The organism is Marisediminicola sp. LYQ85 (genome assembly GCF_046600695.1).
Taxonomy (GTDB): Bacteria; Actinomycetota; Actinomycetes; order Actinomycetales; family Microbacteriaceae; genus Marisediminicola.
Genome location: NZ_JBKIWO010000001.1, coordinates 326,822 through 343,108 on the forward strand (window position 1 = coordinate 326,822; position 16,287 = coordinate 343,108).

Annotated in this window: 11 protein-coding genes; 6 read left to right on the plus strand and 5 right to left on the minus strand. The window is 68.3% G+C overall.

Annotation, left to right across the window (positions count from 1 at the left end; all coding sequences use genetic code 11):
- Positions 1-4 precede the first annotated feature (4 nt).
- Together ACLHG5_RS01485 and ACLHG5_RS01490 are read right to left on the minus strand one after the other, a co-directional pair.
- The gene (locus tag ACLHG5_RS01485) at positions 5-1,054 is read right to left on the minus strand and encodes an AI-2E family transporter (RefSeq protein ID WP_411317658.1); all 1,050 of its coding nucleotides are present in this window, start codon (positions 1,052-1,054) and stop codon (positions 5-7) included.
- A 19-nt stretch (positions 1,055-1,073) separates the two neighbouring features.
- Entirely contained in the window at positions 1,074-3,023 is a 1,950-nt protein-coding gene (locus ACLHG5_RS01490) for a DivIVA domain-containing protein (protein WP_411317659.1), read from the minus strand.
- Between the two features lie 258 nt (positions 3,024-3,281).
- Here ACLHG5_RS01490 and ACLHG5_RS01495 point away from each other — a divergent pair, with 258 nt between their 5' ends.
- Together ACLHG5_RS01495 and ACLHG5_RS01500 are read left to right on the plus strand one after the other, a co-directional pair.
- The gene (locus tag ACLHG5_RS01495; protein ID WP_411317660.1) at positions 3,282-5,075 is read left to right on the plus strand and encodes a hypothetical protein; all 1,794 of its coding nucleotides are present in this window, start codon (positions 3,282-3,284) and stop codon (positions 5,073-5,075) included.
- The gene (locus ACLHG5_RS01500) at positions 5,072-5,995 is read left to right on the plus strand and encodes a tetratricopeptide repeat protein (protein ID WP_411315962.1); all 924 of its coding nucleotides are present in this window, start codon (positions 5,072-5,074) and stop codon (positions 5,993-5,995) included. Before ACLHG5_RS01495 ends, ACLHG5_RS01500 begins: the two co-directional genes overlap by 4 nt.
- Before the next feature lie 85 nt (positions 5,996-6,080).
- On the opposite strand, the gene glgB is transcribed toward ACLHG5_RS01500, so the two are convergent.
- On the minus strand, positions 6,081-8,291 hold the full coding sequence (gene glgB / locus ACLHG5_RS01505; protein WP_411317661.1) for a 1,4-alpha-glucan branching protein GlgB: 2,211 nt from the start codon (positions 8,289-8,291) through the stop codon (positions 6,081-6,083).
- Positions 8,288-10,267: an alpha-1,4-glucan--maltose-1-phosphate maltosyltransferase gene (locus tag ACLHG5_RS01510; protein WP_411318395.1), complete on the minus strand. Its 1,980-nt coding sequence runs from the start codon at positions 10,265-10,267 to the stop codon at positions 8,288-8,290. Before ACLHG5_RS01510 ends, glgB begins: the two co-directional genes overlap by 4 nt.
- A 636-nt stretch (positions 10,268-10,903) precedes the next feature.
- Between ACLHG5_RS01510 and ACLHG5_RS01515 the strand changes: the two genes are divergently transcribed.
- The 4 genes from ACLHG5_RS01515 to ACLHG5_RS01530 all read left to right on the plus strand — a co-directional run bounded on the left by ACLHG5_RS01515 (position 10,904) and on the right by ACLHG5_RS01530 (position 14,139).
- Positions 10,904-11,458 carry an alternate-type signal peptide domain-containing protein gene (locus tag ACLHG5_RS01515; protein ID WP_411315960.1) on the plus strand — a complete coding sequence of 185 codons (555 nt, stop codon included), beginning with the start codon at positions 10,904-10,906 and terminating at the stop codon, positions 11,456-11,458.
- A gap of 206 nt (positions 11,459-11,664) precedes the next feature.
- A complete protein-coding gene (locus ACLHG5_RS01520) occupies positions 11,665-12,258 on the plus strand; it encodes a hypothetical protein (protein WP_411317662.1) in 594 nt (197 codons plus the stop codon).
- On the plus strand, positions 12,258-13,511 hold the full coding sequence (locus ACLHG5_RS01525; RefSeq protein WP_411317663.1) for an RICIN domain-containing protein: 1,254 nt from the start codon (positions 12,258-12,260) through the stop codon (positions 13,509-13,511). Before ACLHG5_RS01520 ends, ACLHG5_RS01525 begins: the two co-directional genes overlap by 1 nt.
- Before the next feature lie 7 nt (positions 13,512-13,518).
- Positions 13,519-14,139 carry a signal peptidase I gene (locus tag ACLHG5_RS01530; protein ID WP_411317664.1) on the plus strand — a complete coding sequence of 207 codons (621 nt, stop codon included), beginning with the start codon at positions 13,519-13,521 and terminating at the stop codon, positions 14,137-14,139.
- Positions 14,140-14,155: 16 nt separating this feature from the next.
- On the opposite strand, the gene glgX is transcribed toward ACLHG5_RS01530, so the two are convergent.
- Entirely contained in the window at positions 14,156-16,234 is a 2,079-nt protein-coding gene (gene glgX, locus ACLHG5_RS01535) for a glycogen debranching protein GlgX (protein WP_411317665.1), read from the minus strand.
- Positions 16,235-16,287: the final 53 nt, after the last annotated feature.

Below are 16,287 nucleotides of genomic sequence, written 5' to 3' on the forward strand. Positions count from 1 at the left end.
CTGACTAAAGCTCGTTCTGCCGTGGCACGACGACCTGCCGGATGACGAGCTGGATCGAGGCCGCGACGGGGATGGCCACGAGCGCCCCGAGGATACCGAGCAGGGTTCCGCCGGAGAGAGCCGCGATGACGACGATGACGCCGGGCACCTGCACGGCCTGGGTCATGATGCGCGGATTGAGCACGTATGCCTCGATCTGCATGTAGACGAGGTAGTACCCGGCGACATAGAAGACCTCGGGGGTTCCGTTGAAGAGCCACACCGCGAGGGTGATCGTGATGGAGGCCGTGATGGTTCCGACGAGCGGGATGAGGGATCCGAGGAACGCGATGAAGGCGAGGAGCGCGGAGTACTCGACCCTGATCACGAACGTGAGAACGATGAACGACAGCACACCGTTCACGAGTGCGAGGGTGCCCTGGCCGACCACGTAGCGACCGACCGAGGCGCTGATCTGCTCCGTGATGTCGATGAACGCCGGTCGCTTCGACGCCGGTACGAGCGTGTAGATGCCGCGCTTGAGGTTGGCGAGCGAGGCGATGAAGTAGAGCATCAGGATGATCACGATGAGCGCGCCCGTGACTCCTGTCGCGATCGTGATGCCCGCCTGCAGCACTCCGCCGCCGAGGTTTCCGATGAACTGCGGATCCTGCACGGCGCTCGTGATCTCGTTGAGCACGAGGTCCACGTCGAGCCACGGGAAATTCTGCTTGACCTCGTCGATGAGCGACTCGTCTTCGATGCCCGCGATGAGGATGGGCACCTGCACGATGAGGGTGTCGACCTGATCGACGATCACGGGGACGATGGCGAGGACGAGTCCCGCGACCACCGAGAGCACGCCGACGAGAACGATGAGGATTGCGAACGGCCGCTTGATGCCCTTCTTCTCGAGCCACGTGACGAATGGATCGAATCCGAGGGCGAGGAAGATGGCCGCACCGATGTAGGTGAGGATCGTCGCGAGCGACGTGATGGCCGCCCCGATCGCGACTGCCACGAGCACGCCGAGTGCACCGAATAGACCGAATCGGAACGCGTTGTGGATCTTCACGGGGCCCCTCGATTTCCGCTCAGTCGGCGGAGGCTTCTTCCGCGTGATTCAACATGCCGCGGAGCCCCTGGAAGTAGCCGGCGACCGCTTCGCGCTCAATCCTAATCTTGGCCAGTCGCTCTTCCGCGTCGGACACGAGCGCCTGCGTGCGCGTCTCCGCCTCCGAGATCATCGCGCGTGCTCGCGCCTCGGCCGTCGAGATGACCTCGTTCGCCGTGGCGTCGGCCTCGGCCGCCGCCGCCGCCGCCCTCTCGCGGGACTCCCGTTCGAGCTCGTCGGCTTCGGCGCGCTGGTCGGCCACGCGCGCGGTGGTCTCGGCGAGCTGGCGGTCCGCTTCGTCCTGGAACTTCGAGAGCTGGGCGACGGCCTCCTGATGCTTCGCGAGGAACTCCTGCTCCGCCTCGCCTCGCCTCGCGGTCAACTCGACGTCGAGGTCGATCCTCGCCTGGTCGGTGTCGGCGACGATGCGAGTGCGCGTCTCGTCGAGTTCGAACGCGAGAGCGGCGCGGGTCTCGTCTGCCTCGCGCCGCAGGTCGGCGCGCTCCTGAGCGACCTCGCGTGCGACATCCGCTCGCTGCTGATCGATGTCGTGCTCGAGCTGGGCCCGCGCGGTGGCGGTGTCGGCCTCGAGGGTCGCTCTGGCCGTCGCGATCTCGGCCGCGAGTTCGGCGCGAGCCTTCTCGGCTTCGGCGTCGACACGCGTCGTGGTCGCGGTCGTGGTCTCGTCGAGCACCGCGTAGGCCGCAGTCGTGCGGGCGTCGAGCTCAACTCGCTTGGCCTCGAGTTCTCGGTCGAGTTCGGCCCGTCGGTCGGTGACCTCGCGATCGAGCGCCGCTCTGCCGTCGAGGAGGTCGCGCTCGAGTGCGGTGCGCTGCTGCTCCGTCTCGGCGGCGAGCCTCGCGTGTGCGTCCTCCATCTCGCGCGCGAGAGCGGCGCGGCCCTCGTCGATCTCGCGAGCGAGTTCGGCCTCCTGATCGGCCTTCGCCGCGGCGAGAGCCGCCCACGCATCGGCCGTCTCCCGCTCGAGCGTCGCTCGCGTCGTCGTCTCGTCGCGGTCGAGTCCCGTACGCCTCGTCGTCGTCTCGAGTTCGAGCGCGGCGCGCGTCTCGGTCACGTCGGCGTCGAGGTCCGCTCGCGTCGCCTCGACCTCGCGAGCGAGCTCCGCCGTCACGCGAGCGACGGTCGCTTCGAGCTCGGCCGTCGTGGTCTCGACGTGCCGGGTGAGGTCGGTGGTCTTCTGCTCGACCTCGCGGTCGAGGTCACCCCGGCGCTTCGCGTCGATGCTCTCGAACTCCGCCCTGCCCTTCGCGGTGTCGCGTGCGAGGGCCGCAGCGTGCTCGCGAGCCTCGCTCGTCTCGCGTGCCGCGACGGCGCGGATCTCTGCGGCATCCCTGTCGGCGTCGGCGCGAACGGTGGCGACCTCGCGTCGCACGGTCGTTCTCGATTCTGCGGCTTCCGTCGCAACCGCTCCGCGGATGGCGGCGGCCTCGCGCACGGCGTCGTCGGTCAGCCGCTGTGCCTCGGCGGCGGCGCGCTCGAGCGTGTGCTGCGCCTCGTTCTCGGCGTCGTCGATGATCGCCGCGGCGCGCTCCTCGGCGCGGGCGACGAACGCCTCCGACGATTCCATCGCCTCGACGCGCAGGGAGTGCACCTCGTTCTGCACGCTCGTCCGCATGCGTTCGGCATCGACATCCGCTTGACCGATGAGCCGAGTCGACTGCTCCTCGGCGACCCGGAGCATGTTCTCGAGCTTCGTGCCGAGACCGCTGTATGTGGGGGCGCCGTTCTCCTCGATCTCCGCTTCGAGCTGGCTCACCGAACCCTGCAGTCGCTTGACCTCGGTGACCGCCTCGGCCTTGTCGCTGTTGGCCTTGATGAGCTCTCGGCGCAGATCGCCGAGCGCCTTGTCGACCTCGTCGCGGTTGTATCCGCGCATCGCGGTCGTGAAAGTCTCGTCGTCGCTCGCCACGGTATCTCCTTGCAGTTCGGCTCGACCCGGGTGCCGTCGAATCAGTCACGAGTGTAGCGACGGCGGCGTTTTCGTTGCCCGGTCAGCGAACCCTCGGCTACCGTTCGCGCGTCTTCGGCTATTCTTGACTGTCTTTGCCTGTTGCCTTCCGGTCGTCATCGGCCGGATCGACCCCCCACCGCTCCGCGCGCGACGCGTGCTTCGATGAGCGGACCGGGGTTCCGCTGTGCGGGTTCGGCAACACGAGAGGAGTAATCCGTGCGTTTTGTTCTGGCCATCGTGAGCCTCGTCATCGCGGTCGTGCTCGCGGGCTACGGGGTCGCTCAGCGCACCGTGCTCGCCGACCCCGACTCGCTCACCGCCTCGGTGCAGACGACGGGAGACGCAACCGTCACCGTCATCGACGGGGCGACCCTCGACGCCCTCGAGGGGCGCCAGTCTGTCGCTCTCGCCGGGTCGGACACCGTCTTCGCCTCCTACGGCCGCACCGGCGACGTGCTCGCGTGGATCGGCGACACCTCCTACAACACCGTGACGTTCGACGCCGAGACCCAGTCGCTCGAATCGTCGGTCGTCGAGGGGGAGGAGATCGAGGTCCCGTCTCCTGCCGGTTCGGACCTGTGGTTGCGCGAGTACGAGGGGGAGGGATCCCTCGACATGCAGATGAGCCTCAACGACGAGCTCTCGCTCCTCGTCGTCTCCGACGGCGTCGCCCCCGCCCCGACGGATGTCTCGATCACCTGGCCGCTCGACAATCGCACACCGTGGGCCGGTCCCCTCATCCTCGCGGGAGCCTTCATGCTCCTCCTCGCGCTCGTCTTCCTGCTGTGGGCCCTCCTGCACCAGCGTCGATCCCGTGGCCCGCGACGCAAGAGCATCGCCCCGCCGAAGCAACCGCGCATGCCGAAGCTCCCGAGACAGAAGAGCTACCGCGTGCGCAAGCCGAAGGCGGTCACGCAGACGAAGGGGCGCAGATCGATCCGCCGCATGACCGTCGTGCTTCCGACCGTGCTCATCGGTTCGCTCGCTCTCGGGGGATGCTCGACCGACCTCTTCGACGACTTCAATGCCGAGGATCTGCTTCCGTCGCCCTCCGCGAGCCCGTCACCGTCAGCGGTGACCGTCGAGGAGATCCAGCCGCCGACCGTGACGGTCGGGCAGATCGAGTCGATCGTGCGCGACGTCTCGGAGGTCGCGGAGAACGCCGACGCCTCGCTCGACGCCGACGAGCTCGCCGAGCGATTTGCCGGACCCGCGCTCGAGCTCCGCGCGAGCAACTACGAGATCCGCTCCGACGACAGCTCGTTCGCCGCTCTTCCCGTGATCCCCTCGGGCCCCGTCGAGGTGAGCCTTCCCCAGCAGCTTCCCCGCGACGCGGATGCCTGGCCGAGAACGGCTTTCGCCGTCGTCTCGGGAGCCGACGATGACGAGAACGCCGCGCCGATCGCGCTCACGCTCATCCAGGAGACCCCGCGCTCGATGTACAAGGTGCACTACGCCGTGACTCTCGAGCCCGACGTCGTCATCCCGCCGCTCGCCCCCGAGGGGGTCGGTGCGCCGCGACTCGGCCCCGAATCGCGATTGCTCTCGCTCGCCCCAGGTGAGTTGCTCCCCGCCTACATCGACGTTCTCAACTCCGGTGCCGACAGTGACTCGTTCGACCTCTTCGACGTCGAGAACGACGGGTTCGTCGCCAACGTCGGTGTCGAGGCGCGCGAGGCGCGCGAGGAGGCTCTCGACGAGGATGCCGCCATCGAGTTCTCGGTCGAGGCGGGCGACGCCGAGACCATCGCCCTCGCGACCAACGAGTCCGGCGCCCTCGTGTCGGTCTACGTGACCGAGACCGAGACGGTCACCCCCGTCGAGGACGGCGCGACGATCAACCCCGAGGGCGCGACCAAGACGCTCTCGGGAGTGACCGGCTCGGAGACGGGCGTCACCGCGACCTACGGTGACCAATTGCTGTTCTCCGTCCCCCCGGTCGGCAGTGACGAGAAGATCGTTCTTCTCGGTTTCAGTCAAGGCCTCATCAGCGCACAGGAGATTCCATGACCAACGTCCCGCCGTCTGCCGCGAGCCTTCGCGGCGCCGTCGACCTCTCATCTCTCGTCCGCCCGCCCGCGGGCTCCGCGGCGCCGGCCCCGGCGGGTGGCACGGCGGCGCCCTCGGGTCAGCAGCTCGTCGTCGAGGGCTCGGACGCGAGCTTCACGAGCGTTCTCGAGCTCTCGAAGACGGTGCCCGTCATCGTCGAGCTCTACGCGGGCGCCCCGAGTGAATCCCTCTCGACGCTCGTCACGTCGTTCGCGGGGCGTCTCGTGCTCGTGCGCGTGGATGCGACGGCGAACCCGCAGCTGCAGCAGGCGTTCCAGGCCCAGGTCGCCCCGACCGTCGCCGCCGTCGTGGGCGGACGCCCGCTCTCGCTCTTCGAGGGGGAGCTCCCCGAGGCCGAGGCACGCAGCGTGTTCGACCAGGTCCTGACCCTCGCCGCGCAGAACGGGGTGACCGGAACGGTTCCCGCTCCCGACGAGAACGACGCCGCGGAGCCCGTCGAGGAGCCCCTCCCGCCTCACCACCAGGAGGCCTACGACGCGATCGACCGCGGTGACTACTCCGCGGCGATCGCGGCGTATCGCACGGCGATCGCGCAAGACCCGCGCGATCAGCTCGCCGTCGCGGGGCTCGCGCAAGTGTCGCTCCTGCACCGCCTGGGCTCGCAGTCGGCCGAGAGCATCCGGTCTGCCGCGGCATCCGCTCCCGGTGACGTCGATGCCCAGCTCGCGGTCGCCGACCTCGACGTCTCGGGCGGTCACCTCGACGACGCGTTCGACAGGCTGCTCTCGCTCTTCCCGGATCTCGACGCTGCGGGCAAGAACGCCGTGCGCACCCGATTGCTCGACTTCTTCGAGATCGCGGGTGCCGACGACCCGCGGGTCACAGCCGCGAGGCGCCGCCTCACGATGCTGCTCTACTGAGCACCCGCCACGACGTCAGTACGAGCACGACGAAGCCCGGGAGTCATGTCGACTCCCGGGCTTCGTCGTTCCCGAGTCTCGTGCCTCAGGGCTCGCGTCGGAGCTTGAGCCACAGCCCCGCAAGGGGAGGCAGAGTCAGATCGGCGCTCGCGGGGCGACCGGCCCACGGCACGTCGGTCGCCGTGACGGTGCCGAAGTTGCCGACCCCCGAGCCTCCGAACTGCTCGGCGTCGGTGTTGACCACTTCTTCCCACACCCCGGCGAACGGGAGAGCCAGTCGATAGGGGCCCACGGGCGCACCCGAGAAGTTCATCACGACGGCGATCGGTTGACCGTCGGACGACCACCGGAGGAACGAGACGACGTTCTGGTCGGCGGCACCACCGTCGATCCACTCGAACCCCGTCTCGGCGTTGTCCTGCTCCCACAGAGCGGCCTCATCGCGGTAGACGCGGTTGAGCTCGGCGACGAGGCGCTGGAGTCCGCGGTGCACGGGCTGGTCGAGGATCCACCAGTCGAGACCCCGCTCCTCCGACCACTCGGACGGCTGACCGAACTCCTGGCCCATGAAGAGCAATTGCTTGCCGGGGTGCGCCCACATGAACGAGAGGTAGGCCCGCAGGTTCGCGAGCTTCTGCCACTGGTCGCCCGGCATCTTCGCGAGCAGCGACCCCTTGCCGTGCACGACCTCGTCGTGACTGATCGGCAGGAGGAAGTTCTCGGTGTACTGATACACCATGCTGAAGGTGATCTCGTTGTGGTGATAGGCCCGGTACATCGGGTCGGTCTGCATGTACGAGAGCGTGTCGTGCATCCAGCCCATGTTCCACTTGAGGCCGAACCCGAGACCGCTCACGGATGTCGGCTTCGTGACGCCCGGCCACGCGGTCGACTCTTCGGCGATGACGATGACGCCGGGGTTGCGCCGGTAGGTCGTCGCGTTGACCTCCTGGAGGAAGCTGATCGCCTCGAGGTTCTCCCGGCCGCCGTAGACGTTGGGGAGCCACTCGTCCGCCTCGCGCGAGTAGTCGAGGTAGAGGATCGACGCGACGGCGTCGACGCGGAGCCCGTCGATGTGGAACTCTTCGATCCAGTAGAGCGCGTTCGCGACGAGGAAGTTGCGCACCTGGGAGTCGCCGAAGTTGAAGATGTAGGTTCCCCAGTCCATCTGCTCGCCCCGGCGGGGGTCGGAGTGCTCGTAGACCGCTTCGCCGTCGAATCGGCCGAGGGCCCACTCGTCTTTGGGGAAGTGGCCGGGAACCCAGTCCATGATCACGCCGATGCCCGCCTGGTGCAGGCGGTCGATGAGATAACGGAGGTCGTCGGGGTGGCCGAAGCGGCTCGTCGGGGCGAAGTAGCCCGTGACCTGGTAGCCCCACGAGCCGCCGAAGGGGTGCTCGGCGAGCGGCATGAACTCGACGTGGGTGAACCCGAGGTCGGTGACGTAGTCGATGAGCTCGTCGGCGAGTTCGCGGTATCCGAGTCCGGGACGCCACGACCCGACGTGCATCTCGTAGACGCTCATCGCGGAGTTGTGCGGGTCTTTCGCGGCGCGAGCGGCGAGCCAGTCGCCGTCATTCCACTCATAGTCGCTCACGCCGACGCGGGATCCGGTCGCGGGGGGCACCTCGGTGTAGCGAGCCATCGGGTCAGCCCGCGAGACCCACTCCTCGCTCTGCGTGAGGAGCTCGAACTTGTAGGTCGCACCGGGCTCGACGCCCGGGACGAAGAGCTCCCACACGCCGTTGTCGTCGAGCCGGCGCATGGCGTGCCCGACGCCGTGCCAGCCGTTGAAGTCTCCGAGAACCCTCGCCGCTTTCGCGTGCGGAGCCCACACGCTGAACGACGTTCCCGCGACACCCTCGTGAGGGCGGTGGTGAGAACCGAAGACGGTCCACATCTGCTCGTGGCGCCCCTCGCCGAAGAGGTAGAGGTCGAGGTCGCCGACGGTCGGCGAGAACCGGTAGGGGTCGCCCGCTATCCAGTCGGGTCCGTCGGAGTACGACGTCTCGAGCTCGTATGCCGACGCGGGTGCCGGGGCGGAACCCTGCCACAGCCCGTCGGAGACGTGGGTGAGCGCGATGCGCGAGCCGTCGGCCCGCACCGCTGTCACGCCTTCGGCGAGGGGCCGCAGGGCGCGGATGACGATGCCGCCCTCGAAGGCGTGCTGGCCGAGGGTGTCGTGCGGACGAGGATGTCTGCCGTCGACGATCGAGGCGACGAGGCCCGGGTGCAGGTCGGGGAGTGCTGGTCCGCCCGACGGTGTCGGGGGAGTGAGGTCGAGCGATCCGGTCATGGAGTGCCTTTCGGGAATTCGACGCGCAGGATGTGCGCGGGCTCGGTGAAGGCGTCGAGGCGCACGAAGTTGTCGAGGCCCCACGTGAATGTCTCGCCGGTCACGAGGTCGGTGACGTCGAAGAGCGAGGCGGGGTCGACGCCGAACCTCGTCGGGTCGAGGTGCACGGTCGTCTCGCGCACGGAGTGCGGGTCGACGTTCGCGACGACGATGATCGCGTCGCTCTCGCCCGACGCGGTGAACTCGCCGTCGATGAACTTGCTGAACACGAGGATCGAGTCGTCGTCACTCCAGTGCACCTCGAGGTTGCGCAGTTGGACGAGAGCCGGATGCTGCGCTCTGATGCGGTTGAGGAGGGTCAGGTAGGGAGCGAGCGTGCGCCCTTCGGCCTCGGCTGCCGCCCAGTCGCGCTGCTTGAACTCGTATTTCTCGTTGTCGATGTTCTCTTCCGACCCGGGGCGAGCGATGTTCTCCATCAACTCGTAGCCCGAGTACACGCCCCAGGTCGGTGACGCGGTCGCGGCGATCGCCGCACGCACCTTGTAGGCCGCTTGGCCGCCGAACTGGAGGTAGGGCGGGAGGATGTCGTGGGTGTTGACGAAGAGGTTGGGGCGCAAGTAGTCGCTCGTCTCTTTCGACAGCTCGACGAGGTACTCCTCGAGCTCGACCTTGGTGTTGCGCCACGTGAAGTAGGTGTACGACTGCTGGAAGCCGACCCCCGCGAGGGAACGCATCATCGCGGGGCGGGTGAACGCCTCGGACAGGAAGATCACGTCGGGGTCGTCGTCGAGGATCTCCGCGATGAGGCGCTCCCAGAACTGCAGGGGCTTCGTGTGCGGGTTGTCGACGCGGAAGATCTTGATTCCGTAGCCGAGCCAGACGCGGAAGATGCGGAGCATCTCCTGGTAGATGCCCTCGGGGTCGTTGTCGAAGTTCAGGGGGTAGATGTCCTGGTACTTCTTCGGCGGGTTCTCGGCATAGGCGATCGTGCCGTCGGGAAGGGTCGTGAACCATTCGGGATGCTCGGTCACCCAGGGGTGGTCGGGGGATGCCTGCAGCGCGATGTCGATCGCGAGCTCGAGTCCGCTCTGCGTGCACGCGCGCACGAAGAACGCGAGGTCCTTCTCGGTGCCGAGCTCGGGGTGGATGGAATCGTGACCGCCGTCGGCCGAGCCGATTCCATAGGGGGATCCCGGATCGCCGGGGCCCGCGGTGAGGGTGTTGTTCGGTCCCTTGCGATTGGTCGTGCCGATCGGGTGGATCGGGGGGATGTAGACGACGTCGAAGCCCATGGACGCGATCGCGGGGAGGCGCTTGGCGGCGGTGCGGAAGGTTCCGCTCACCCACGAGCCGTCTTTCTTCTGCTTCGCCCCCTCGGAGCGGGGGAAGAACTCGTACCAGGCGCCCACCCCGGCGCGCTCGCGCTCCACCCTGATGGGGCGCGGTCCACTCTCGGTGATGAGGCTGCGGAGCGGAGCGGTCGCGAGAGCGGCGGCCACGCGGGCATCCGTCGCGACGCTGAATCGAGCCTCGACGGGGAGCCTCTCGCTCGCCATGCGAGTCGCCGCGTCGGCGAGCACGGTCGAAGCGGGGGTCGCCGCAGCGGCACGCGCGAGCAACTCCGCACCCATCGTGAGCATGAGGTCGACGTCGACTCCCGCCGCGATCTTGATCTCGGCGTTGTGGAGCCAGGTCTCCCAGTCGTCGAGCCACGCGCTCACGCGGTAGGTCCATTCACCCGACTCGTCGACGACCGCGCTCGCGTGCCAGCGGTCGGTTCCCGGCGCGCCCGGGCGCATCCGGTGCACGGTCTCGACGCCGCGAGGTGTCGTCAGAACGACGTCGACGCCGAGGACATCGTGGCCCTCTTTGAAGACCGTCGCCGCGAACGGGACGACCTCGCCGACGTAGGCCTTCGCCGGCCAGAGATTCTCGGGCTGTTGGGGGGACAGGTGTCTGATGGGAATACGGCCCATCTTCGTTTCGAGTGAGGTGGCCACCATTCGACCGTACCCGCTTATCCCGGCGCACGCGCCCTTCGCCCGACCTTGAGGGTGCCCCTATACCGCGGCGGGGGAAAGCGATAGGGCGATTGCGCGGCCGGGAGGGAGCACGTCACGATCGCACCGCGGTCGGGTGGAGGGTCGCGAGATCTGCCGAGCACGCAGAGAACGCTGATAGACGACTCTGTCTAGTGCGCGAATGGTTTTGTACCCCATTGCCCGTCGCATTGCTGTATGCAAACGCATATACAGAATGATTGCCTCGTTGTCCACGTCTCAAATCGAGTAATCCGTTGATTGGCGTCGCAAAATCAACGATATCCGCATATTGAAGACGCAGCCCGAGGGGCACATCCCGGCCCCCGTAGTGGGGGTCTTGTGTGGATAGACAGGGCGGTCTGTCCGTTCTACGGTTGAGTCATCGGGAAACGATGCGCTTGCATGAGATCGCTGAGATCGCAGCCACCCACTCTCCCCGGTCGGCACGACCTCACCACCCGAACATCCCCACCACCCGAACACCGCGACGCTGCGGGCATCGCGGCGATTGCTGCTGCGTGCCCGAAGCGCGGATCAGCGGCGCCGTCCTGCGCCACGAAAGGATTCACCATGAACAAGCTCGTCAAAGGCTCGATCGCCGGAGCTGCCGGAATCGCCCTTCTGCTCGGTGGCGCGGGAACCTTCGCGCTGTGGAACTCGACCGAGACCATGAACGTCGGTGCCGTCTCGGCCGGCACGCTCACCATCGACGCCGCGGCCGCGGGCACCTGGAAGAACGTCTCGAGCGACGCACCCGCCGGTGGCGAGGCCATCGCGAACATCGCGGACTACCGCATCGTTCCGGGTGACCGACTCGAGTTCGTCCAGACGGTCACGATCGACGCGACCGGCGACAACCTCGACGCGACCCTCACGCTCGTCCCCACGAGCATCAGCGGCGCCCTGCTCCCGTTCGTCGACATCGACGTCGCGGTCGCCGGCGACACGATCGACGAGGCGACCGCCCCCGGCGTCTACACGATCTCCGCAGACTCGGCGACGCCGTCGACCGCGACGATCACCGCGACCGTCGAGCTCCCCGCCGATGTGACCGGAGAGACCGCGCAGGGCGCGACTCTCGACCTCAGCGCCATCCAGTTCGCGCTGCAGCAGACCCGCGCCTAATCCGCGCGCGATCCGACGGTCGCGCTCGGCCCGAACCGAGCGCGACCGGCCGGATCCCCTCCCTCACGGGACACCGAGCCTCCTCCCCCCGAGGATGACGCAACACCCCGCACGACCCGCACCGCCCGAACGGTGCGGCACCCGAAGAGCACGACCCGCACCGCCCGAATGATGCGGCGCTTCGTGCGTCACCGAGAGGAGATCCCATGGCCAGGCACCGCGCGACCACGGCGATCTCCTCTCGGCCCCGTCTCTCCGCGATCCGCGCGCTTCTCGCCGTCGTCGTCGTCGTCCTCATCGCGGTCGTCATCGCCCTCGCCGCGACGGGCACGAGCTACGCGCTCTGGACCTCGAGCACCTCGGTCGACGCGTCCGTCGTCTCGTCGGGTTCGACCGCCGTCACCATCGACGGGTCGACGACCCACGACCTCGCGAGCCTCGATCTCTCGACAATCGGTCCCGGCCAGTCGGTCGCGGCGCCGCTCACCCTCCAGAACACGGGCACGACCCCCGTCGCGGCGAGCGTCGCGACGACCACGATCATCGCGCAGACCAACGCTCTCGCGAACGAACTCGCCGTGACCCTCGTCCCGACGGCCTCGTGCACTCCCGCCGTCACCGGAGGCATGACGGGTCGCCTCGTCGGCTTCACCACCTCGGCGTCGCCCGTCGTCCTCCAGCCGGGACAGTCGATGGCTCTGTGCCTCAAGGTCACGGTCGACCTCGACGCGCCGGCGTCGACCCAGAACAGCAGCGCGACGTTCCGCATGGACGTCTCGGCGACGCAGGTGCGTTCCTGATGCGGCCTACCCGCCGCATCGCGGTCATCGCCGGTCTCGTGGTCTTCGCCGTTCTCGGTGGCACGGGGGCGAGTCACGCCTACTGGAGCAGCACCGCGACGACATCCGGAACCGTCGCGACGGGGGCGGTCGGCGTCGGCCAATCCGGTTTCTCCTCGCTCGCCCACAACTACACCGCGAGCGCCCTCGCGCGCACCGTGCCCGTGACCCTCACCAATACGGGAAGCGTCGAGTCGACCCTGTCGATGACCTACAAGAGCGAGACGGGAAACAATCTCGCCCGCGCCGTCGACACGCAGACCTGGCCCGTCGCGGCCGCGAGCGCGTGCACCGCGAGCGCCCCCGTGCCCGCGACCGCGACCGCCTCGGCCAAACTCGAGCGCGGCGCAACCGTCTCGGCGACCGTCAAGGCCGGCGCGACGGCCGTCTACTGCGTGCGCACGTCGCTCACGGCGTCGACCGCCTCGGGGCTCTCGACCGATTCGACGCGAGTGCTCGCCACTATGACCGCCACCCTCGGGTCGTGGACCAGATCGGTCTCGGCGAACGCGACCCAGACGTCGACCGATTCGGCCGCCCCCTCGGCTCCCGGATCGTTCACGGCGAGCGCGACCACGCGCACCCAGACGACCCTCTCGTGGGCGGCGTCGACCGACAACGTGGGCGTCACCGGCTACGAGCTGCGACGGGACAACGTCGTCGTGTACTCCGGTAGCCCCGCGGCCGCTCCGTCGTACCAGATCACCAACACGTCGCTCACCGCGGGCACGACCTACCGCTACGACCTCCGCGCGCGAGACGCCGCGGGCAACTGGTCCGCCGTGTCGACGGTCACGATCACGACCCTCCCCGTGACCGAAGGGCGCTGGATGCGTCTCGCCAACCCCTCGACGGGCGTGTGCGTGACGACGACGAGCGGCAACGACGGAGCGCTGCTCTACGGCGCGTCGTGCTCCACGTCGACCGCGCAGCTCTTCCAGTTCGTGCAGCTGAACGACGGCACCTTCCGAGTGCACTCGGGCGTCAACACGAGCCGCGTGTGGGACGTCAACACCAACTCGCGCGGGATGCAGCTGTGGTCGCAGACCGGTGGAGCCAACCAGGCGTTCACGATCGTCTCCGCAGCGGGTGGGTACACCATCGTCAGCCGGGTGAATAATCAGTGTGTGACGTCAACCGGATCGGGATCGCAGATGAACACCGCGCCGTGCTCGGGTGCGGCCAACCAGCTCTTCACGATGACACCCCGCTAGGGCAGTGATGACGGACTCACCCCAGGCGCCGAACGACACCGCGCCCGTGCGAGGCGAGCGGCGAGCCAGGCGTGACGAGTCGCGTGAGCGCGGAATCGGCCACTACATCGGTCTCGGCGCGAGCGTGGGTCTCCTCGCCCTCGTCGTGGCGCTCGCCGCGATCCTCATCGTCGTTCCGAAGCTCGCGGGGGCGACTCCGCTCACGATCCTCACGAGCTCGATGGAACCGGGACTCCCGCCCGGCACACTCATCGTCGTGGAGCCCGTCGACCCCGACGAGCTCGTCATCGGAGACGTGGTGACCTACCAGATCCGTTCGGGGGACCCCACCGTGATCACGCATCGCATCATCGGGATCACCGCCGTGACCGACGGAACACGCACGTTCCAGCTGCAGGGTGACAACAACTCCGACCCCGACCCCGAGGCTGTCCTCGAGGAGCAGGTGCAGGGTCGCGTCTGGTACGCCGTGCCCTATGTCGGCTTCGTCAACTCGGTCGTCAACGGGGAGAATCGTGCGGTCATCATCCCCGTCGTCGCAATCGCCCTCCTGGGATACGCCGCGGCCACGATCCTGCTCGGCATCAGGTCGAGCATCGTCGCGAAACGCGCGCGCTCGACGGAGTGAGTCCGACGCGCCCCGCTCACGCCGCCCGGTACAGCTGTATCGACGTGCCCGACACCTCGCGAGTGTCTCCGGGCGATGCCGTGCGGCCCTCATCGTCCTCCGGCTGGTCGCTGGGCCACGCGCTGTCCCACAGCAACCGGTACGACGCCACGCCCTCGTGACGGGGGAGCACGACGGTCGTCGGCGACGTCCGCCCGTGCACCACGAGGAGGATGCGGTTGAAGTCCTCGTGCTCCGGGGTCGACGAGGCGAGGTACTGCAGCGTGCGTGAGCCCGGCGCATCCCAGTTCTCACTCGACATCGCGGCGCCGTCCGAGCCGAACCAGTCCATCTCCGTCGCCGACGGCGTCGATTCGCCCAGGACACCGAACCGCACGGGCCGCAGCGCGGGATTCTCCCTCCGCAGCCTCAAGAGCGTCCGCGTGACCTCGGCGAGGTCGCGCTGCCACGGTTCGTGATCCCACGAGAGCCACGTGAGGTCGTCGTCGTGGCAATAGCCGTTGTTGTTGCCGTGCTGGCTGCGCCCGAACTCGTCGCCCGCGGTGAGCATCGGCACACCGGCCGAGAGCGCGAGGGTGCCGAGCAGGTTGCGCATCGTGAGGCGTCGCGCGTCGGTCACCGCGGGGTCGTCGGTCGGCCCCTCGACGCCGTGGTTGTGCGAGTGGTTGTCGTCGGTGCCGTCGCGATTGCCCTCGCCGTTCGCGAGGTTGTGCTTCTGGTTGTACGCCGTCAGGTCGGCGAGGGTGAAGCCGTCGTGCGCGGTCACGAAGTTGACGGATGCGAGCGGCCCCCGCTCGTGCGCGAACGCGTGCGCTGAGCCCGCGAGCCGTCTCGCCATGCCCCCGATGCCGTGCGGCGCCTCGCCGTGCGCCCTCTCGGCCGCGATGTCGGTGAGCCAGAAGTCGCGCATCCGGTCGCGGTATCCGTCATTCCACTCCGACCACCCCGTCGGGAACGAGCCCGTCTGCCATCCGCCCATGCCGACGTCCCAGGGTTCGGCGATCATCTTCACGCCCGCGAGGGCGGGGTCGGAGACGATGGCGGTGAGGAGCGGATGCCGGGGGTCGAAGTGCACGTCGGTGTCGCGACCGAGGGCGGGCGCGAGGTCGAAACGGAAGCCGTCGATCTGCACGTCGTTCGCCCAGTAGCGGAGCGAGTCGAGCACGAGCCTCTGCGTGATCTCGCGGGAGAAATCGAGGGTGTTGCCGCACCCGGTGACATCGATGTAGTCGCCGTCGGGCATCTGCCGGTAGTAGTGGGCGTTGTCGAGGCCGCGAAAACTCGTGGTCGGGCCGTTCGGGCCCTCTTCTCCCGTGTGGTTGAAGACGACGTCGAGGATGACCTCGATGCCGGCCTCGTGCAGCAGCTTGACCATCCCCTTGAACTCGCGCAGCACGGCGCTCGGTCCGGAGAGCCTCGCACCGGGCGAGGCGTAGTCCGCGTGGGGCGAGAAGAAGCTCAGGGTGTTGTATCCCCAGTAGTTGCGCAGTCCCTGCTGCACGAGGCGCTCCTCGCTCGTGAACCGGTGCACGGGGAGGAGCTCGACGGCGGTCACCCCGAGGTCGCGCAGGTATGCGATCGAATTCTCGTGCGCGAGTCCCGCGTAGGTGCCGCGCAACTCGGCGGGCACGGCGGGGTTGAGCTTTGTGAACCCCGCGGCGTGCATCTCGTAGATGACGGTGTGATCGAGGGGAGTTCCCGGCTTGCGGGCGCCGTTCCAGTCGAATGCCTCGTCGGTGACGACGGACCGCACTCCGCCGTCTCGCGACTCGACGACACCGCGCGACCACGGGTCGAGCAGGTGGCGTTCTCGGTCGAAGCGGTGGGTCGGCCCGCTCGGGCCGTCGGCGCGGACAGAGTAGGTCGCCCCGACGGCGAGCCCGGGCGAGAAGCCGCTCCACACCGAGCCGGGCCCGGGCTCGAGGGTGATGCACTCGGCGACGTGCTCGGCCCCGCTGTCGGAGAACAGACACACCTCGACGCTCGTCGCGGTCGCCGACCACGCCCGGATCGTGCCACCGTCGATGGTGGCCGTCACTCCGAGGTCGCGCAGCGGGTCCTGAGAGGCGGGGGCGGAAGGCTCGGTGTCAGGCATGCGCCTTACAGTAGTGATTCCGCCGTCGACCACCGCGTCGCGCTTCCAGGAGA